Here is a 19076-nt window from a genome sequence, read left to right as displayed (position 1 = left end):
CCTGCCGGAACCCGGTTCATAAGTACAGTGCCGAATCTATATTTCGGCACGCCTAAATGTCTCTGTCGTCTGGATCAGGTGATGAGGCGCTCGTCCAGCAGCTGGTAGCGCACGGCCGGCCGGCCCGCTTTCTGCACCCGCGCCGGTGGCATCGGCCAGGCGAGGCCGGCGTCCACGAGGGCGCGCAGCGTGCGTCTCGCGGTGCGCAGGGTGACCCCTTGCAGCCTGGAGACGCGGTCGGCGTCCACCACACGGCTGTCGTCGCCGGACGCATCGAGCAGCCCGATGATCTCCTGGAGCACCTCGGCCTGACGGTCGGCGACCGGCTCCGGCTCCGGGGCGGGGTTCTCCTGCGACTCCGGCAGCGGCACCGGGTTGCCGTGCGGACCCACCAGATAGGCGAGCTCGCCGCTGCTGGCCTCCGCGAGGTTCACCGCGGCCTGCGCGTTCTCCTCCGCCTCCAGGGTGGTCATGCCCAGACCGATGCCGACCCCTGCGTCCAGGCTCAGCGCCGAGCGGATGGAAGCCAGGAACGGGGCGCGCGCGAGATCGTCGGTCCCCGATCGCAGCGAGCCCATCGTGGTGATGACGAGGTAGCTGTTCTCGTCGCGCTGCAGCACCGCGGCGTCCATCCTGCGGGCGTCGTGCAGCAGCGCGCGGTGCAGGGAGAGCATCAGCTCCTGGTACCAGTAGTTGCTGGAGCTGGTGCGGTTGGGCAGTGCGGAGTCAGGCAGGCGCACGATGACGATCGCGATCCGGGAGTCCTCGAGCCGGGCTCCGCTACCGAGCAGGCGGGCGGTGCGCAGCGTGGCCCGCAGGGTCATCACGGCCGGAGCCATCGTGATGTTGGGGACGCCCGCCTCGGAGAGCTGCTCAGCCAACCAGGGCACGGTGGTGATCGCGCCACTGGTGCGGCCGGCGTCGTAGTGCTCACGGTGGAAGGCGAGGAACTGCTCGGCCGTCACCGACTCCCGGTACTCCAGCACGTGCACGTCGTCCATGGAGACGCCGAGCTCGGCGTACGTCTCGCGGACGTCACGCTCGGGCGCGGAGTCGATGCTGACCCGGGCCGGGTCCACGGCACCGGTGAGTGCCCCGCGCAGCAGCGCCGTCGGGAGCGCGACGCCCCCGGTGGGTACGAACGTGGCCGGCACCGGCAGCGGGCCGTCCGAGATCGCCTCGTCGTAGGAGAGCGGCCCGGAGAACAACAGCACGTCCACGTCGCCGACGAGCCGCATGGCTCGCTCGCGCGCGTCGACCTCCCGGTCGGCCGCGCCGGTGACCAGGCGATACGGCGTGCGGGTCTCCTCCCGGGCGACGGCTGCGATGCGGTGGATGAACCGTTCCGCCCCGATCACACCGATCGTCACCGCCTCGGGCAAGGGGCCCCGAACTGCGTCCATGAATCATCCTCGCTTGGGTCCCGGCGCTGCGGGTGAGTCTAGCGGCGGCACACGGGCGGCTGGGCGGGCTCACTCACCCGAGCGTCTCCGGCAGTACCGGCGCCTCCTGACCGAGTACGTGCTCGGCGAGGAACGCACCGACCACCTGGTACCAGACCTTCGCGTGCTGTGGGGTGAGCACCCAGTGGTTCTCGTCCGGGAAGTACAGGAACCGGTGCGGGCTGCGCCCGTCCTCGTCGGCCGGGAGGGCGGACTTCGAGAGCAGCTCGTACCAGAGCCGCAGCCCCTCACCGATCGGCACCCGGTAGTCCTTGTCCCCGTGGACGACGAGCATCGGCGTCGCGATCCGTTCCACGGACAGGTGCGGTGAGTTCGCGAGTGCCATCTGCGGGGTCATCTCGCGGCCCCAGAAGTAGCCGGCATCAGTGGTGGTGCCGAATCCGTCGAGCGCCCACAGGCTCGCGTGCGTGACGATCCCCTTGAACCGGTCCGTGTGGCCGGCCACCCAGTTCGCCATGTATCCGCCGAACGATCCGCCCATGGCCCCGGTCCGGGTCCCGTCGATCTCGGGCAGCGCCTCGGCGGCGTCCGTCACGGCCATCAGGTCCGTGAACGGCGCCTCGCCCCAGGCTCCCCAGCCGCGCTGGATGAAGTCCTGGCCGTAGCCGGTGCTCAGCGCCGGGTCCGGCAGCAGCACCGCGTAGCCCTGGGCGACCAGCAGCCACGGGCACCAGCGCCAGCTCCACGCGTTCCAGGACCCGAGCGGGCCGCCGTGGATCCACAGCACCAGCGGGGCCGGGTCCGCCTCGGAGGCACCCTCGGGCACGGCCAGCCAGGCGCGGACCCGGGAGCCGTCCACGGCGGTCGTCTCGACCTCCCGCAGGGTGCCGGGCAGGCTCGGACGCGGCGACGGCGACCGCAGCGCCGTGACCGGCTCCGTTGCGCCGTCGGCGAGGTCGATCCGAACCACCTCGGCGGGGTGGGCGTAGGAGCTCCGGAGGGCGTAGGCGACCGAACCGTCCGTAGCGACGACGACGTCGGAGTACGCGCCGTCGTCGGGCGTGAGCCGGCTCAACGTGCCGTCCAGGGTGACCTTGTAGACCGGCGAGCGGCCGTCGTCGTCCGCCGTGACGAGCAGCCCGGAGGAGTCCGGCAGCCACGCGAACGAGGCGGGCCAGCGGTCCCAGCCGGCCGCGATCCGCTGTGGGTCGGAGCCGTCGATGCCGGCGATCCAGAGAGTCACCTCCGGTGCGCTCTCCGGGGTCGACAGGGTCTCGCGGAGGTAGGCGACGCGGGTCCCGTCCGGGCTGATCCGGGCGGCGCCGAGGTCCGCCTCGGCCTCGTCCGCGATGGTGGTGCGCTCACCGGAGGCCACGTCGATGCGAACCAGGATCGAGCGCACCGCACCCTTGGCCATCGGCCGGTTCCAGGAGGTGACGGCGGTGGCACCATCGGCGCTGAGGTCAAGGCCGGTGTTGGTCAGGTGGGCACCGGCGTCCGGGGTGAGGTCGCGTAGTTCGAGCGGTGCGTCCGGGTCGGCCTCGTCCTCGGGCGCCTGGTCCGGGGCGGACGCGACGACGGCGGAACTCGCCTCGGCCGCGAACAGCCGGGGTCGGTCCGGGCCGAGGTCGGAGTCCCAGTACCGGACCGGGTAGCCCGTGTGCAGGATGGCATTGACCTTGTTGTCGGAGCGCAGGTCCCGCAGCCTCTGCTCGGACTCGGTGTCCGTGGCCGAGGGCAGCGTGTCCGCGGTGACTATGACCGTGTCCGCAGCACGGGCGGCGGTGATGCCGCCGACGCCGCCGGGACGGGTGGCCAGCACGCGGGCCTCACCGCCTGCGGCCGGGAGGACCCAGAGCGCGGGCTTGGCCTTGTCCTCGCCGGTCTCGCCGATGGCGCGCTTGGCGACGAACAGCAGGTCGCCGGAGGCGGTGAACGTGGCCTGGCTCTCGCCCTTCGTGCCGCGCGTGAGCCGGCGCGCGGGCCGCTCCCCCGAGGGGTCGACATCCCACTGGGACGTGACGTACGCCGTCGAGTCGTGGTTCAGGGCGGCGACACCCACCACCAGGCGGGTGCCGTCCGGGGACAGCGCCAGGCCGCTCGCGCGGGGCAGCGCGAGGTACGCGTCGAGGTCGTGGAACGGGGTGGGCGGCGCGGCTGCCTCAGTGGGGGCAGCGGATCCATCCGCGGTCGCCTCGGAACTGGTCGCGGTCGGGGTGGTCGCGTCGTTGCGTGAGGTGTCTGTGGTCACCGCACGGTCCTATCACGAGAACAGGCATCCCGTCCTCCCCCGGACATCAGTAGGGTTGGCGTCATGACTGGGCTCCGGGTGCGACCCCCGTTCGAGGACTGGTTCGGCCCGGATGCCGACGACGCCACGTTTGGCTACGACCTGGAGGCGCTGCTGGCCGTCGAGCCGGTACCGGAGCCGCCCGGCTTCGCCGAGTTCTGGCGCGACCTCGCGGCGCTCGCGCGGGCGGTGGACCCGAATCCGGTGCTCGTGCCGATCGGCCGCAGCGGCGACCACGAGGTGCACACCGTCCACTTCCGCACCACGGACGGGCTCACGCTGGGCGGCTGGTTCGCACTGCCGGTGGCCGGGCCGCCGACGATCGGGGTCGTGCACAGCCACGGGTACGGCGGGCGCGAGACCCCGGATCTGGCCCGGGTCCCGGTGGACGCCGCGGTGATCTTCCCGGTCGCCCGAGGGCTGCCGAGCGCGAGCCTGGTCGACGGCATCCCCACGGACGGCGCCCGGCACGTGCTGGTGGGCATCGAGTCGGCGCAGAGCTACATCCTCGGTGGCTGCGCCGCGGACATCTGGTGCGCCGCCTCCGCGCTGACCCGGATCGTCGGCGACCTGCCGCTCTACTTCCACGGCGGCAGCTTCGGCGGCGGGCAGGGCGCGCTGGCCCTGCCGTGGGACGACCGGTTCTTCGCGGCCACCCTTGTGGTGCCGAGCTTCGGTCAGCACGACCTGCGGCTGCGGATGCCGTGCACCGGCAGCGGGGAGTCGGTGCGCCATCACGTCGCCGCGTACCCCGATGCCCGGGAGGTGCTGCGGTACTTCGACGCGTCGACGTCGGCCACCCGGATCACCATCCCGACCCGGGTGGAGGCAGCGCTCTGGGACCCGTCCGTTCCGCCGCCGGGCCAGTTCGCCGTCCACAACGGGCTCGCCGGACCGAGGGAACTGTGCGTCGTCAGCGCCGGCCACACCGAGTACCCGGGGCAGGATCTTGAGGCTGCCGAGAGCGTGGCCGGAACCCTCGCCCACATCGCCACCCACCGCCCCTGACTCGACCGACACCAGGAGGTCGCTCGTGCACCGTATTCGGATCATCGTGGCAGCGAGCGCGCTCATGCTGGCCCTGTCCGCGTGTACCACGGCAGCCGCGGACGACCCGGTGCAGACCACACCGCCGGCGGCCGCCGGCGCGAGCGCCACGTCGGAGCCGCCGGAGTGCGCCGAAGCCGCAGCGGACCTGGTGGCGTATGAGCCCGGCTCGAGCTACGAAACCGTGTGGAGCTCCACCACGGAGGACCCCGCCGATCTGGAGCCCGAGGTCCTGGCGCATCCTGCGACGATCATCGTCGACACCTACACGATGACGATCGTCGACAGCATCGACCGGGACGAGGACGGCGTCGCGTATGCGACCGGGCCACCGCCGTGCCCCGTCCCTGTGGACCCGTCCTGGCCCGTGGATTCCGCGCTGGTCCTGGATGCCTACACCTTCGAGATCCTCGCGACCCTCCCGTCCCTGAACACCCCGGAGGACGAGGACGTCGCCACCACCACCTCGTTGATGAGTGACGCGCTGGCCACCGGAACGCTGCTCGACGGTGCCGCGGCAGCGCCGTACACGAGCCTCGTGGCGGACGATCTCGGCGCCGACCTCGGGCTCGAGTTCGTGGCGGCGATCCGCGTCACGGACACCGTGGTCGGCGGCGCCTACGAGTCCCCCAGTGGCGTCGGGTTCACCTTCCGCGCGAACCGCGGTGCCGACATCACTCCGGGCCAGCCGGTGGGCAGCCCGACGACGCCGCTCGCCGTCCCGGGCGCCGAGGGCCGCACGTACTCGGGCCCCGAATGGGGTCTCACCGCCGAGGCGTGGGGAGCCGACCGTAGTTGCGTGGTGGCCGTGCTCGCCTACCCGGTCACCACGGAGATCCCGGCCTGGCCGGCGGGCTACGGCGAATACCTCTCCACCACGGTGCTGCCTCGTCTGCTCGCCACCTGCTGAGCACTGGCGAGGGCCGGACCCGTCTCGGTCACGGGGGGACGGTCAGCCGTCCTTGGACATCCGCTCGAGCATCGCGTTGTAGGCCTTGAGGTCGGCATCGTCGTCCCGGTCGGCGGCGCGGTCGAGGCGCTTGGCCGTGCGAGCGTCGTCCTTGGCCCAGGCGACGGCGAGGCTCACCGCCAGGATCAGGCTCGGCACCTCCCCGATGCCCCAGGTGATCTCGCCGCCGGTCTCCTGGTCCGCGAGCGCGTCAACGCCCCAGGGCAGGCCGAGGGCACCGAAGTAGTCTGCCGCGAGCAGGCTGGTCATCGAGATCAGCGCGACCCCGAAGAACGCGTGGAACGCCATGGTCGCGAACAGCAGGAGCAGGCGCAGCGGGTAGCTGGGCCGGGCCGGCCCGGGGTCGATACCGATCAGGACGTTCACGAACATGTACCCGGCGAGACTGAAGTGCACCACCATGCCGATGTGACCGAGGTGGGTGGTCAGTGCGAGCTCGAACAGCGGCGTGAAGTAGAAGAGGATCAGCGAGCCGACGAAGTTCACAGCCGCGACCACCGGGTTCCCGAAGATCCGGGCCGCACGTGAGTGCACCAGCGCGAGCAGCCACTCGCGGGGGCCACGGGAGCCGTCGGTGCGGCCCGGCAGCGCCCGCAGCGCGAGCGTCACGGGTGCGGCCAGCACGAACAGGATGGGGATGACCATCACCAGGCTCATGTGCTCGAGCATGTGCGCACTGAACATGATCCGGCCGTAGACGGTGGGGCCGCCGCAGGTCACCCACGCGAAGGCGGCGACGGCGACGACCCAGATCACCGTGCGGCGCACCGGCCAGGTGTCGCCGCGGCGGCGCAACCGCCATACCCAGCGCAGATACTGCACCGCCAGGACCAGGCTCAGCGTGCCGAACAACAGGTCCGGGGTCCACTCGGTGAACCACCGGGCCAGCGTCGGCGCCGGCGGCACCGGGTACTGGGACAGCACCTCGGCGGGGCTCTGCCCCTCCACCGGCACCTGCGCCACCGGAGGGCCGGTGGAGGCCAGCGCCACCGCCAGTCCGGTCGCCGCTGCCATCACGAGCACCTCGACCCCGGCGAGCCGCCAGAACACGGAGCGAGAGCCGCCGTCGGCCGGGAGCTTCGGGATCGTGCGCTGCCGGTGCAGATACCCGAACACGCCGAGCACCACGAACGCGGCGATCTTGGCGAGCAGGATCAGGCCGTAGTCGGTGAGGAAGCCGTACGGGGAGCCGAGCCGGATCCAGGCGTTCGCCGCTCCGGACAGGCCCACGCCGAGGAAAGCCCAGATCGCGATCGTCGAGTAGCGCCCGACGACGGCACGCAGGTCCCGGCCCAGCCGTGGCGCGCAGATGCACAGGACGACGAGGCCGCCCATCCAGATGCAGACCGCGGCGAGGTGTGCGAACAGGCCGGTCATGCCGAGGTCATGGTTCGCGGCGCCGGCGGCGTGTCCGGTGGTGGCGACCGGGATCAGCACGGCGAAGCTCACGACGGCGGCCAGCATGGCGGTGCCGTACCCGGCGACGGCGACGCACGCCACCGAGGCCAGTGCGGCGATGATCGCGGTCACCAGGGCCGCGCGGCCGGTGGAGATCTCGGTGAGATAGAACGCGAGCTCGTCGCCGAAGCCGGCGCCGCCGAGCGGCCGGCCCGCGACGGAGGCGTACCCGAGCACCATGTCCGCCACCAGCAGCAGCGCCCAGGCGGGACCCGACCAGGCCACCACCCGGGCCGCGAGGACCCACGCGGCACCGTCGGACCGGCCAGCCCTGGTCCTGCCGGGCTTGGAACGGCCGCCGGTGCGCTCCGTCGCACGTGCCGACGTGGGCCGGCCGGCCGGCTCCGGCGGTCGCGGCAGCGCGAACAGCATCAGCACCAGCCCGCCGAGGGTCACCGCCGCGGCCGCCTCGCTGAGCACCGTGACGACCGGCAACCCCCACCGGACCAGCGCACCGGAGTCCGCGACCAGCGTCGGCGCGGCCGCACCGGAGAAGGCGAGGCCGAGGACGCAGGCGAGCACCGCCGTCGGCAGTGCGGCGAGCACCCAGCGCAACGGGGCAGGGATCACGGACACCCAACGAGCCTAATCGGCGCCGGAGCGCCCGCCGCCCGGCTGTGACCGAGCAGGGCCCGGCCAACGCGCCGGGTAGGGAGATCTCGGTCACCCGGTAGGCCCTCGTTCGGCGCACGGATGGGCAGGGCTGCCCGTCAGCGCCCAGGGAACTCCAAGGAAGCACTGGCATAATCGCGGATGCATCCGCCGTCGTCACCAAGTGGGAGACCATGTCCAACCCAGCCCCGTCACACCTGGCGCCATCGACATCACCCATCTCCTATGACGATTCCCGCCGCGCCACCGCGCTGCTCGGACAGATCTCGCGGGTGTTCGATCAGCGCATCGTCGGGCAGGCGCCGTTGCGCACCGCGCTCATCTCCTCACTGCTCGCCGGCGGGCACGTGCTGCTCGAGTCGGTGCCCGGACTGGCCAAGACGACGGCCGCGCAGACGCTGGCCTCCGCCGTCGGTGGCTCGTTCCACCGGATCCAGTGCACGCCGGACCTGATGCCGAACGACATCATCGGCACCCAGATCTACAACTACGCCACCGGTGAGTTCGCCACCCAGCTCGGGCCGGTGCACGCGAACCTCGTGCTGCTCGACGAGATCAACCGGTCCTCGGCGAAGACGCAGTCCGCGATGCTGGAGGCGATGCAGGAGAAGCAGACCTCGATCGGTGGCGAGGTCTTCAAGCTGCCGAGGCCGTTCATGGTGCTGGCCACCCAGAACCCCATCGAGGAAGAGGGCACCTACGTGCTGCCCGAGGCCCAGATGGACCGGTTCCTCATGAAGGAGGTGCTCACCTACCCGGCGCCGGACGAGGAGGTGGACATCCTCGAGCGGATCAACTCCGGGTCGATGACGGCCCCACTGTCCGCGCAGCCGATCTCGCTGCCGGACCTCGAGTTCCTGCAGTCGCTGGTGGAGAAGGTGTACGTGGACACCGCGATCAAGCAGTACATCGTGGCGATCATCAACACGACCCGTGGCGGCGGGCCGCGCCCACTGCCGAACCTGAGCCAGCACGTGCGGGTCGGTGCGAGCCCACGTGGTGGCATCGCCCTGATGCGGATCGCCCAGGCGCTGGCCGTGCAGGCCGGCCGCTCCTACGTGGTCCCGGACGACGTCAAGGCGCTGCGCCACTCGATCCTGAGACACCGCATCGTGCGCACCTACGACGCGCTCGCCAACAACGTGGCGCCCGAGTCGCTCATCGACGCGGTCTACGCGGCGGTGCCGAGCCCCTGACCGGGCCGCGGCACCCCGCACCCCAGTACTGACGGCGAACCACCCTCCCGATCAGCAAGGAGTCACCCACTTGGCACAGTCCCGATCGCGCCTGGCGAAGGTCCGAGCACGGCTCGACCTTCCCACGGTCCGGCGCGCCGCGGGCCTGCTGGAGGGACGGCACCGGTCCATCTACTCCGGCCACGGCCAGGACTTCGACGAGATGGCGCTGTACCAGTTCGGCGACGACGTCGGCGACATCGACTGGAAGTCCAGCGCCTCGTCCGGGCACCCGGTGATCCGCCGGTTCGTGCGGGACTCGAACGTGGCCATGGTGCTCGCCGTGGACACCGGCCGGAACATGGCCGCGACGGCCCCGGACGGCTCGAAGAAGTCCGACATCGCCCTGTTCGCCGCCGAGGTGATCTGTTACCTCGCCCGGGCCCGCGGGGACCTGGTGGCCCTCGTGGCCGGCGACGAGGACCGGGTCGTGCAGATCCCGGCCCGCGGCGGCACCGAGCACATGGAGATGCTGCTGCGCCGGGCCGAGGCGATGCTCGACCTCCAGGCACCGCCGAGCAACCTGAACCGGGTGTTCGACCGGGTCCTGACCTGGTTCACCCGCCGCTCCCTGGTGGTCCTGATCACCGACGAGGCCCGGCCGCTGCCCGAGCACGAGCTCGGCCTGAAGCGGCTGCGCACCCGCCACGAGGTGATGGTGATCCAGATCGGCGACGCGTTGCCCACGGCGTTCTCGGAGCGGGTCATCGACGACGTCGACGGCCACCTCGAGATCCCCGAGTACCTGCGCTCGCGCAAGGACCTCGCAGCCGAGGCGGCCGACGCCGCGCTGCGCCGCCGTCAGGACGTCGCGGCCATGCTCCGCCGGCAGGGCATCGAGGCGGTCACCGCCAACAGTGAGGACGAGCTGATCGACCGGATGTTCGACCTGTTGAGGAGGCAGCGCCGTGTTCGCCACTGACACTGCCGCCACCGCCGTGGCCAACGTCGGAGCCGCCCCGATCAACGAACCGGTCGACCCGGCGTCGTTCTCGATGTGGGTGTGGATCGTCGGTGCCGCGCTGCTGGTCCTCATCGCCGCCTGGTACTGGTGGGTCTTCTACTTCACCCGGGAGCGTTCCGCGAAGGACGCCGACGGCGGCCGCCGGGACCGGTACTCGGGCCTGCGCAAGGAGACGCTCGACGAGGTCGACGCCGCCGAGGCCCGCTACCGGGAGGGTGAGTCCGACCTGCGCACCCTGCACCTGGACCTGAACCACATCCTGCGGGAGTTCGCGAACGGGCGCCTCCGGATGGACACGAGTTCGCTGACCGTCGGTGAGATCGCGACCCTGGAAGGCACCGACCGGCTCTCGATGCTGCTCGAGGAGTACCAGGAGCCGGCGTTCGCGTCCGACTCCGACGCCGAGGCACTGTCCGCGACCGAGGACGCGCGGGGGGTGATCCGGGAATGGTGACCGAGACGTTCCTGCACCCGTGGGCGATCGCCGCCGTGATCGTGGTGGCCGTCGCGGCACTCGTGGCGGGCTGGTTCGCGCGGGCCGCCAAGCGCGAACGCGCCGCCGTCACGTGGGTGGCGAATGCGTCCTACCTGACCTCACTGCCCTCGTTCCGGTCCCGGATGAGCAAGTACCGGGTGCTGCTGTCCGGCCTCGCGGTCGTGCTGATCGGCGCCGTCGTGGCGACCGGGTTCCTGACCGCTCGGCCGGTGGAGAAGGTCACCCGCGCCGACGAACTGGCGACCCGGGACATCGTCCTGTGCCTGGACGTGTCCGGCTCGATGATCGAGTACGACACCCAGGTGGTCGAGAAGTTCCTCGAGCTGCTGCCCAGCTTCAACGGCGAGCGGATCGCGCTCTCGATCTGGAACTCGACCTCCCGCACCGTGTTCCCGCTCACCGACGACTACGACCTCGTCGAGGAGGAGCTGCGGTACGCCGCGGACGCCCTCGACTTCGACCTGGACTCCCTGGACGACCTGTCCTTCGACCCGGCCGCCTACGACCGGCTGCTCGACTTCGTGCTCGGCACGACGGGCCTGGGTGACAGTTCGTCCTCCCTGGTCGGCGACGGGCTGGCCACCTGCGCCCTGTCCTTCGACCTGACGGACACCGAGAGATCCCGCTCCATCATCCTGGCCACGGACAACGAGGTGTTCGGCAACGAGATCTACACCCTGCCCGAGGCCGGTGAGCTCGTGGCCGATCGTGGCATCACGCTGCACGGCTTCTACGCCGGCGAGGTCACCCCGACGTCGGCGGCCCAGGAGAAGGAGTACCGCGACGTCGTGGAGCTGCACGACGGGCTCTTCTACGCCAGTGACGACCCCGGAGCCGTCGACGGGATCATCGACAACATCACCTCCCAGCAGGCGGCAGAACTGGACGCCAACCCCGAGGTGGTGGTCAGCGACCGGCCGGAGCAGTTCTTCCCCTGGCTGATGGCGCTCGTGGGGATATACATCCTCGCCGTCTGGAGGCTGCGGACATGACCCTGCGCATGCTCCTGCCGCTGTGGCTGCTCCTCATCATCTTCGTGCCCCTGATCGGGCTCGCCCTATGGCGGGTCAAGGCCTCCCACGGCGCCCGCCGCCGGGACTGGCTGCGCCGGTCCGGGATCCTCGTGGCCGCCCTGGTCATCGGGCTCTGCCCGGCCGTGCCGCGCACGGACAGCGAGTTGCTGACCTCGAACGCGGAACTGTTCTTCGTGGTCGACCGGACCGGGTCGATGGCCGCCGAGGACTACGACGACGGCCGCGCTCGCCTGGAGGGTGTGCAGGCCGACATGGTGGCGCTCACCGAGGCCATGCCCGGTGCCCGGTACACGATCATCTCGTTCGACTCCCAGGCCACCCGGCAGCTGCCGATGACCACGGACGCGCGAGCCGTGCGGTCCTGGGCGGACACCGTCACCCAGGAGATCACCGCCTACTCGGCCGGTTCCTCGATCGACCGGCCCCTGCAGGCCCTGACCGACTCCGTGAACGCCGCGCTCGAGCGCGGCCCGGAGAACGTGCGTCTGGTGTTCTTCCTCTCCGACGGCGAGAACACCGACGGCTCCGACTCGACGGCCGGCAACGAGTTCGAGTCGTTCGAGGCGCTCGGCCCGCTGTTCGACGGCGGCGCCGTGATGGGCTACGGCACGTCCGAGGGCGGCATGATGCGCTCCTACGACGGCACCTCCGACACCGGCTTCGGCACCGACGCGCCCTACATCACCGGCCCCGACGGCCAGCCGGGCATCTCGCAGTACAACGAGGACAACCTGCGTACCCTGGCCGGACAGCTCGGCGTGGAGTACACCCACCGGATCACCCCGGACGACGTGAGCTTCCTCGTCGAGGGCATCGACGTCCAGGACATCGCCGCCGACGGACGCCGCGACAACACCACCTATCGGGACGTCTACTGGCCGGCCGCCGTCATCCTGGCGCTGCTGCTCGCCTGGGAGGCGTGGGACCTCACCCGCGAGGTACCCAGGACCCGCCGCAAGAACGAGGTCGAGACGAGGGATCGCCGTCGGGAGAACTCCCGGCGAGAACCCGAACCGGCCGGGAAGGGGAGCCCACGATGAGCGTCGACATCCTGCCGCCGCCCGGGGAGTTCCAGACCACGGAGGAGATCCGCGACCAGCGGTTCCTGGACAAACTCGCCAAGCGCCGCCGGGCCCTGCTGCTCTGGTCGCTGCCGGTGGTAGTGATCGCGTTCCTGGCCGCCCTCAAGCTGCTCAGCGCCGTCGCGATCAACACCGCCGGTCAGAGCGCCTACGACAACGAGAACCACAACACCGCGGCGGAGCGGTTCGCCGCGCTCGAGTTCTTCAACGTGATCGAGCCGTGGAAGCCCTACTTCAACCAGGGCACCGCGATCTACGCGGGCGGGGACTTCTTCGGGGCCACCCAGGAGTTCGAGGTGGCGCTGGACATGGTGCCGAAGGCCCCGGACGGTGAGCCCCGCGGCGAGGACGAGTGCACGGTCCGGACCAACTACTCGCTCGCCGTCGAGGGACTCGGCGACGAGGCCCGGATCGCCGGTGACTACGCGCAGTCCACGGCGCGCTACAGCGAGGCCCAGGACCTCCTGGCCGACTGCGGCGAGTCCGGCGGCAACGGCGGCGAGCAGGCCCAGGAGGCCGAGGAGCGCCAGCAGGAGAGCCAGGAGCAGTCCGAGGAGCAGCAACAGCAGCAGGAACAGCAGGGCGAGGAACCGTCCGGCGAGCCGAGCGAGACCGGCACCGGGGAACCCAGCGAATCCGGCAGCGAGTCCGGCTCCGGCGAGCCCAGCGAGTCCGGCAGCGAATCGGGCTCCGGGGAACCCAGCGAGTCCGGCAGCGAATCGGGCTCCGGGGAACCCAGCGAATCCGGCAGCGAGTCCGGCTCCGGGGAACCCAGCGAGTCGGGTTCCGGCGGCGAGTCCGTCGACCCGCGTCAGGAGGAGCTGCAGAGCCGGAACGAGGAGGCGCAGGCCTCCCGCGACGCGGAGGAGCAGGCCTCCGGTGGTGGGGACGGCTCCGGCCAGAACTGGTAGGGCTCGCAGCCGCCAGCCGCCTCGGCGTCAGCCCCAGACGAGGCCCTGGGCCGGGTCGGCCAGCGTGCGGGCCGTGTCGGCCAGCACCCGGGACCCGAGTTCGCCGTCGATCAGCCGGTGATCCATCGACAGCGCCAGCTGGGTCACCCAACGCGGCTTGATCTTGCCGTGGTGCACCCACGGTCGCTGCGAGATGGCCCCGAACGCCAGGATCGCCGCCTCCCCCGGGTTCAGGATCGGCGTGCCGGTGTCGATCCCGAACACCCCGACGTTCGTGATCGTGACGGTCCCGTCGGTCATCGCCGCGGGCGTGGTCTTTCCGGCCCGCGCGGTCGCGGTGAGGTCACCGAGGGCCACCGCGAGCTCGTGCAGGCCCATCCGGTGCGCGTCCTTGATGTTCGGCACCACGAGGCCACGCGGCGTGGACGCCGCGATGCCGAGGTTGATGTAGTGCTTGTACACGATCTCCTGGGTCGCGTCGTCCCATGCGGCGCTGATCGTCGGGTGCCGACGGATCGCCAGGATCAGCGCCTTCGCCGCGATCAGCAGCGGTGTCACCCGGGTGTCGGAGAAGTCGCGGTCCTCCTTGAGGCGGGCCACGAGCTTCATCGTCTTCGTCACGTCCACGGTCTGGAAGACGGTGACGTGCGGCGCCGTGAACGCGGACGCGACCATCGCCTCCGCGGTCCGGGCCCGCACGCTGCGCACCGGCACCCGGGTCTGGCGCCCGTCCGCGGACACGACACCACCGTCGAGCCAGGGCCGGTCGTCGCCGGGGTAGCTGACCAGGCGCTCGGGCTCGGACCGCTGCGCCGCCGCCTCCACGTCGCCCCGGGTGATGATGCCGCCGGGGCCGGTGCCCGGCACCCGGTTCAGGTCGATGCCGAGGTCCTTCGCGAGCTTGCGCACCGGGGGCTTCGCCAAGATCGTGGACGACGGCGCAGCGGCCTGGCCGTCGACGGTTGCCATGGTCGCGGGTTCGGTCGCGGGCGCAGGGGGCGACGGCGGCGCTGCTGCGGGTGCGGCGGGCGCCGGCTCGGCCGCGCGGCGCGGGCGGCGGGACGCCGCGGCGTGCTTCGTGCCGTACCCGACCAGTACGTCACCGCTGGTCTCGTCGTCGGCGGACGCTGCGCCGTCGGCGGCTCCACCGGTACCACTCGCGACGGCGGGGGAACCGCCGTCGGCCTCCGGGGCGCCGTCGGGATCGGTGTCGATCACGACGATCGGCGTGCCCACCTCGACGGTGGCGCCGGCCTCGACCAGCACTTTGGTGATGACGCCGGCGTGCGGGCTGGGCAGTTCCACCAGCGACTTCGCCGTCTCGATCTCGACGAGCGCCTGGTTGACGGTCACCGCGTCACCCACGGTGACCTTCCAGTCGACGATGTCGGCCTCGGTGAGGCCCTCTCCCACGTCGGGGAGACGGAACTCGAGGTATTTCGGCATGACTGACTCCAAGTTCTGCGCGGTCGCGCGGCTCAGTGCGCCAGAACGGCGTCGACGGCGTGCAGGACCCGGTCCAGGTTCGGCAGGTAGTCCTCCTCGATGTTGGCCACCGGGTATGGCGCGTGGAACCCACCCACGCGCAGCACCGGAGCCTCCAGGGAGTAGAAGCACCGCTCGCTGATCCGGGCCGCGATCTCGGCACCGGCCCCGAAGAACACGGGAGCCTCGTGCGCCACCACCAGGCGGCCGGTGCGGCGCACCGAGTCGGCGATGGTGTCGAAGTCGATCGGGGAGATCGAGCGCAGGTCCAGCACCTCGACGCTGTGACCCTCCTGCTCCGCCACCCCTGCTGCGGCCAGCGCGGTCGCGACGGTCGGCCCGTACGCGGCGATGGTCACGTCCGTGCCAGGCCGGACCACGTGGGCGGTGTGCAGTCCGCCGATCCCGCCGAGGTCGAGCGCCTGGTCACCGGCGGTCACATCCACCTCGGCCTTGTCCCAGTACCGGGCCTTCGGCTCGAGGAAGAGCACCGGGTCCGGGGAGGCAATGGCCTGCTGGATCATCGTGAACGCGTCGGCCGGGTTGGCCGGGCTGACCACCCGCAGGCCGGCGGTGTGCGCGAACAGGGCCTCGGGAGACTCGCTGTGGTGCTCCACGGCGCCGATGCCACCGCCGAACGGGACCCGGATCACGACCGGTAGCTCGAGAGCCCCGCGGGAGCGGTAGTGGAGCTTCGCGAGCTGCGTGGTGATCTGGTCGTAGGCGGGAAAGATGAAGCCGTCGAACTGGATCTCGCAGACCGGGCGGTAGCCCGCGAGCGCGAGCCCGATCGCGGTGCCGATGATGCCGGACTCGGCGAGCGGGGTGTCCACCACCCGGGTGGTGCCGAAGTCCTTCTGGAGGCCGTCGGTCACCCGGAACACACCACCGAGCTTGCCGATGTCCTCGCCCATCAGCAGGACCTTGTTGTCGCGTTCCATGGAGCGGCGCAGCCCGAGGTTGATGGCCTTCGCCATCGGGATGCGCTGGATTCCGCCTCGATCGCTCATCGCTGCGCTCCTTCCGTGGCGAAGCCGGCCTCGTATTCGTCGAACCAGGCCCGCTCGGCCTCCACCAGGGAGTGCTCGGCGGCGTACACGTGCTCGAAGATGCGGCTCGGAGCTGCCTTCGGGATCGACCGGCAGTAGTCGCGGATCTGTGCGCCGAACGCCTCGGCCTCCTCGTCGAGGGCTGTGAAGAACTCGGGCGCGGTGCCCTCGGCGACCAGGTGCAGCTTGAGCCGGTCGATCGGGTCCCGCGTGCGCCAGTAGTCCTCCTCGGCGCGGCTGCGGTAGCGGGTCGGGTCGTCGGAGGTGGTGTGCGCGCCCATCCGGTAGGTGACGGCCTCGATGAACGTGGGGCCACCGCCGCTGCGGGCGCGCTCGAGCGCCTCCTGCGTGACGGCGTAGCAGGCGAGCACGTCGTTGCCGTCCACCCGGACGCCCGGGATGCCGAACCCGGAGCCGCGGCGGTACAGCGGGACGCGGCTCTGCCGCTCGGTGGGCTCGGAGATCGCCCACTGGTTGTTCTGACAGAAGAACACCACGGGCGCGTCGTTGACCGCGGCGAACACCATCGCCTCGCTGACGTCCCCCTGGGAGGTGGCGCCGTCCCCGAAGTAGGCGACCACGGCGCGGTCGCGCTCGGGGTTCCCGGTGCCGACGTCGCCGTCGCGCTGCACGCCCATCGCGTAGCCGGTCGCGTGCAGGGCGTGCGAGCCGATCACGAGGGTGTACAGCGAGAAGTTGTGCTCGGCGGGGTCCCAGCCGCCGTGGTCCTCACCACGGAACTGGTGCAGGACCTTGCGCAGGTCCAGGCCGCGGGTCCAGCCGACGCCGTGCTCGCGATAGGACGGGAACACGTGGTCCTGGGCGGCCAGTGCCCGCCCGGAGCCGATCTGGGCCGCCTCCTGGCCGAGGCACTGCGGCCACAGCCCGAGTTCGCCGTGCCGCTGCAGTGCGGTGGCCTCGGTGTCGAAGCGCCGGACCAGGACCATGTCCCGGTAGAGGCCCTCAAGGGCCGCGCGGTCGAGGTGTTCGACCAGCGGTGAATAGGTCTGTTGGTGCACGCGCTCGCCGGTGATGGTGAGCAATTGGATGAGGTCGTCATCCTGTGTGCCGACGTGGGGGGTCTCCCCTTGGATGTCGGACTGAATCACACCGAACTCCATTCGTGTGGAATGTGGATCAACGGTTCGCGACGTGCAACCTACGCCAGCGTAGGCTACGGGACCGTAAGTTCCGAGTTCGGCCGATCCACCACGTCGCGGGGTCGATTTTGTAGAGAACCTCCAACTCTGCGTCGGTGAAGAGCTACCTGAGGTGCCCGGTCAGGGCATAGCACCAATGTCGCACTTCACGCCGCGCGTCGCCACCAAAACACGCGCGGTGCCCGCTTCGCCGGCGTGCGATCGGCCGGGTCGCAACGGACGTCAGGCGAAGCCGCCCGGCTCCCCGGGGGACATCACCCGGCGCACCCACCTGGCCGCGACGGCGAGCGCGATGTCGTTGGCCTCGGGCTCCCCGATCGAGATCCGCACGCCCTCGCCCGGGAACGGTCGCACCGTCACTCCGGACTGCACGGTGTCCCGCGCGAAGAGGGAGCTGCGCTCGCCCAGCGGCAGCCAGTAGAAGTTTCCCTGCGGGTCCCCCACGTCCCAGCCCTGATCGCGCAGGGCTGCCACGACGCGGTCCCGTTCGGCGACGATCTCCGCCACGCGGGACTCCACGAGCGCCGTCTGCTTCAGGGCGGCCATGGCCGCGACCTGACCGAGCTCACTGACGCCGAACGGGGTCGACACCCGGCGCAGCACCCGCACCAGCCGGCGTCGGGCCAGGGCGTAGCCGATACGCAGCCCCGCCAGTCCGTAGGCGTTCGAGAAGGTGCGCAACACCACCACGTTCCTGTGGATGGGCAACAAGGCACGGGAGTCGATCCGGCCGTCCGTGCGGTCGAACTGCACGTAGGACTCGTCCAGGATCACCATCACGTCGGCCGGCACCACCTCGAGGAACGCGAGCAGGTCGGTGTGGGTGATGGAGGCCCCGGTGGGATCCGCCGGGGCAGCCACAACGATCACCCGGGTGCGCTCGGTGACCGCGACGGCCATCGCGGCCAGGTCATGGCTGCCGTCCGCGCGCAGCGGCACCGGCACACTGACCGCCCCGTTCGCACGGGCCACGGCGGGATAGGCCTCGAAGCACCGCCACGGGTGCACCACCTCATCGCCGGGCGAGCACATCGAGCGGATCAGCAGTTCGGCGAGCGCGACCGCCCCGTTGCCGATCAGCACCTGGTCCTCGACGACCCCATGATGGGTCGCGATGGCGCGCAGGAGCCGGGCGCCGTAGACCTGCGGGTAGCGGTTCACGTCCTCGGCCGCGTCGTGGATGGCCGCGATCACCGCGGGCAGCGGCGGGAACGGCAGTTCATTGGCGGAGAGCTTGAACACGGCGGCGGTGGCCCCGACGGCGCCAGGTACGTGTGCGGGCAGGTCCAGCAGTTCCTTGCGCAGCCGCACCGGCGGCGCCTCCGGGGGTGGTGGAGGTGCGTCGAAGGCCGGTGGTCCGGGGATGCGCGATGCCATCCGCCCAGCATGCCCGTGCGCACCGGTCGATGCACGCGTCCGTCCCCGCCAGAGTCGCGCGAGTCCAGCCCGCTGCCATCTCCGGACTGCTCATGGCAGGATCGGGCCCATGAGTTTCGTCATCAGAGTGATCATCAACGGGATCGCCATCTGGCTGACCTCGCTGTGGCTGTCCGGTCTGGAGCTGGCCACGGACGGCACCCCGCTCGGCACCGTGATCGTGGTGGCGGTGGTCGCGTTGGTCTTCACGCTCGTCAACGCGATCGTCAAGCCGATCGTCCAGGTGCTCTCGATCCCGTTCTATATCCTGACCCTCGGGCTCTTCCACCTCGTCGTCAACGCCCTGATGCTGATGCTCACCAGCTGGCTCACCTCGTTCACGACCTACGGCCTCACGGTGGACGGGTTCTGGTCGGCGGTGCTCGCGGCGCTGGTGATCTCGATCATCGCGGTGATCCTGACGGTGATCCTGCCCGACGGGCGCAAGAAGCAGACCCACTGAG

16 protein-coding genes are annotated in these 19076 nt (G+C 71.0%); 9 read left to right on the top strand and 7 right to left on the bottom strand.

Annotated elements, in window-relative coordinates:
- Window positions 1-74: 74 nt before the first annotated feature.
- On the bottom strand, window positions 75-1403 hold the full coding sequence (locus HALOF300_RS02295) for a transcriptional regulator (RefSeq protein ID WP_156739024.1): 1329 nt from the start codon (window positions 1401-1403) through the stop codon (window positions 75-77).
- Between the two features lie 73 nt (window positions 1404-1476).
- A complete protein-coding gene (locus HALOF300_RS02290) occupies window positions 1477-3654 on the bottom strand; it encodes a S9 family peptidase (protein ID WP_156739023.1) in 2178 nt (725 codons plus the stop codon).
- Window positions 3655-3717: 63 nt separating this feature from the next.
- On the opposite strand from HALOF300_RS02290, the gene HALOF300_RS02285 reads away from it, so the two are divergent.
- Entirely contained in the window at window positions 3718-4701 is a 984-nt protein-coding gene (locus HALOF300_RS02285) for an acetylxylan esterase (protein ID WP_156739022.1), read from the top strand.
- A gap of 25 nt (window positions 4702-4726) precedes the next feature.
- Window positions 4727-5650 carry a hypothetical protein gene (locus HALOF300_RS02280; protein WP_156739021.1) on the top strand — a complete coding sequence of 308 codons (924 nt, stop codon included), beginning with the start codon at window positions 4727-4729 and terminating at the stop codon, window positions 5648-5650.
- A 42-nt stretch (window positions 5651-5692) separates the two neighbouring features.
- On the opposite strand, the gene HALOF300_RS02275 is transcribed toward HALOF300_RS02280, so the two are convergent.
- A complete protein-coding gene (locus HALOF300_RS02275; protein ID WP_156739020.1) occupies window positions 5693-7744 on the bottom strand; it encodes a cytochrome c oxidase assembly protein in 2052 nt (683 codons plus the stop codon).
- Window positions 7745-7953: 209 nt separating this feature from the next.
- Here HALOF300_RS02275 and HALOF300_RS02270 point away from each other — a divergent pair, with 209 nt between their 5' ends.
- The 6 genes from HALOF300_RS02270 (at window position 7954) to HALOF300_RS02245 (ending at window position 13502) form a co-directional block, all read left to right on the top strand.
- Complete coding sequence (locus HALOF300_RS02270; protein WP_156739019.1) at window positions 7954-8976, top strand: AAA family ATPase; 1023 nt, start codon at window positions 7954-7956, stop codon at window positions 8974-8976.
- Window positions 8977-9046: 70 nt separating this feature from the next.
- On the top strand, window positions 9047-9937 hold the full coding sequence (locus HALOF300_RS02265; RefSeq protein WP_154796237.1) for a DUF58 domain-containing protein: 891 nt from the start codon (window positions 9047-9049) through the stop codon (window positions 9935-9937).
- On the top strand, window positions 9924-10433 hold the full coding sequence (locus tag HALOF300_RS02260) for a DUF4381 family protein (RefSeq protein ID WP_156739018.1): 510 nt from the start codon (window positions 9924-9926) through the stop codon (window positions 10431-10433). Before HALOF300_RS02265 ends, HALOF300_RS02260 begins: the two co-directional genes overlap by 14 nt.
- Window positions 10427-11467, top strand: coding sequence for a vWA domain-containing protein (locus HALOF300_RS02255; RefSeq protein ID WP_156739017.1), 1041 nt, complete (start codon window positions 10427-10429; stop codon window positions 11465-11467). Before HALOF300_RS02260 ends, HALOF300_RS02255 begins: the two co-directional genes overlap by 7 nt.
- Window positions 11464-12549, top strand: a complete 1086-nt coding sequence (locus HALOF300_RS02250; RefSeq protein ID WP_156739016.1) for a vWA domain-containing protein — start codon at window positions 11464-11466, stop codon at window positions 12547-12549. The genes HALOF300_RS02255 and HALOF300_RS02250 overlap by 4 nt, the downstream gene beginning before the upstream one ends.
- The gene (locus HALOF300_RS02245; protein ID WP_156739015.1) at window positions 12546-13502 is read left to right on the top strand and encodes a hypothetical protein; all 957 of its coding nucleotides are present in this window, start codon (window positions 12546-12548) and stop codon (window positions 13500-13502) included. Before HALOF300_RS02250 ends, HALOF300_RS02245 begins: the two co-directional genes overlap by 4 nt.
- 27 nt (window positions 13503-13529) lie before the next feature.
- On the opposite strand, the gene HALOF300_RS02240 is transcribed toward HALOF300_RS02245, so the two are convergent.
- The 4 genes from HALOF300_RS02240 to HALOF300_RS02225 all read right to left on the bottom strand — a co-directional run bounded on the left by HALOF300_RS02240 (window position 13530) and on the right by HALOF300_RS02225 (window position 18573).
- Window positions 13530-14948, bottom strand: a complete 1419-nt coding sequence (locus HALOF300_RS02240; protein ID WP_156739014.1) for a dihydrolipoamide acetyltransferase family protein — start codon at window positions 14946-14948, stop codon at window positions 13530-13532.
- A gap of 32 nt (window positions 14949-14980) precedes the next feature.
- Complete coding sequence (locus HALOF300_RS02235; RefSeq protein ID WP_156739013.1) at window positions 14981-15997, bottom strand: alpha-ketoacid dehydrogenase subunit beta; 1017 nt, start codon at window positions 15995-15997, stop codon at window positions 14981-14983.
- Window positions 15994-17157, bottom strand: a complete 1164-nt coding sequence (pdhA, locus tag HALOF300_RS02230) for a pyruvate dehydrogenase (acetyl-transferring) E1 component subunit alpha (RefSeq protein ID WP_156739012.1) — start codon at window positions 17155-17157, stop codon at window positions 15994-15996. The genes HALOF300_RS02235 and pdhA overlap by 4 nt, the downstream gene beginning before the upstream one ends.
- A gap of 261 nt (window positions 17158-17418) precedes the next feature.
- Window positions 17419-18573 (bottom strand): histidinol-phosphate transaminase, encoded by a 1155-nt coding sequence (locus tag HALOF300_RS02225; RefSeq protein WP_156739011.1) that lies wholly within the window; start codon window positions 18571-18573, stop codon window positions 17419-17421.
- 109 nt (window positions 18574-18682) lie between these two features.
- Here HALOF300_RS02225 and HALOF300_RS02220 point away from each other — a divergent pair, with 109 nt between their 5' ends.
- Window positions 18683-19075, top strand: a complete 393-nt coding sequence (locus HALOF300_RS02220) for a phage holin family protein (RefSeq protein ID WP_156739010.1) — start codon at window positions 18683-18685, stop codon at window positions 19073-19075.
- Window position 19076: the final 1 nt, after the last annotated feature.

The organism is Occultella aeris (assembly GCF_902703175.1).
Taxonomy (GTDB): domain Bacteria; phylum Actinomycetota; class Actinomycetes; order Actinomycetales; family Beutenbergiaceae; genus Occultella; species Occultella aeris.
Note: the sequence above shows the minus strand (reverse complement) of the source record. Positions and strands in the feature narration are given on the sequence as shown.

What these genes read in the sequence shown, in the direction of transcription:
- HALOF300_RS02295 (WP_156739024.1), bottom strand. Translation starts at nt 1,403, where the DNA reads ATGGACGCAGTTCGGGGCCCCTTGCCCGAGGCGGTGACGATCGGTGTG.
- HALOF300_RS02285 (WP_156739022.1), top strand. Translation starts at nt 3,718, where the DNA reads ATGACTGGGCTCCGGGTGCGACCCCCGTTCGAGGACTGGTTCGGCCCG.
- HALOF300_RS02270 (WP_156739019.1), top strand. Translation starts at nt 7,954, where the DNA reads ATGTCCAACCCAGCCCCGTCACACCTGGCGCCATCGACATCACCCATC.
- HALOF300_RS02255 (WP_156739017.1), top strand. Translation starts at nt 10,427, where the DNA reads ATGGTGACCGAGACGTTCCTGCACCCGTGGGCGATCGCCGCCGTGATC.
- HALOF300_RS02250 (WP_156739016.1), top strand. Translation starts at nt 11,464, where the DNA reads ATGACCCTGCGCATGCTCCTGCCGCTGTGGCTGCTCCTCATCATCTTC.
- HALOF300_RS02245 (WP_156739015.1), top strand. Translation starts at nt 12,546, where the DNA reads ATGAGCGTCGACATCCTGCCGCCGCCCGGGGAGTTCCAGACCACGGAG.
- HALOF300_RS02240 (WP_156739014.1), bottom strand. Translation starts at nt 14,948, where the DNA reads ATGCCGAAATACCTCGAGTTCCGTCTCCCCGACGTGGGAGAGGGCCTC.
- HALOF300_RS02235 (WP_156739013.1), bottom strand. Translation starts at nt 15,997, where the DNA reads ATGAGCGATCGAGGCGGAATCCAGCGCATCCCGATGGCGAAGGCCATC.
- pdhA (WP_156739012.1), bottom strand. Translation starts at nt 17,157, where the DNA reads ATGGAGTTCGGTGTGATTCAGTCCGACATCCAAGGGGAGACCCCCCAC.
- HALOF300_RS02225 (WP_156739011.1), bottom strand. Translation starts at nt 18,573, where the DNA reads ATGGCATCGCGCATCCCCGGACCACCGGCCTTCGACGCACCTCCACCA.
- HALOF300_RS02220 (WP_156739010.1), top strand. Translation starts at nt 18,683, where the DNA reads ATGAGTTTCGTCATCAGAGTGATCATCAACGGGATCGCCATCTGGCTG.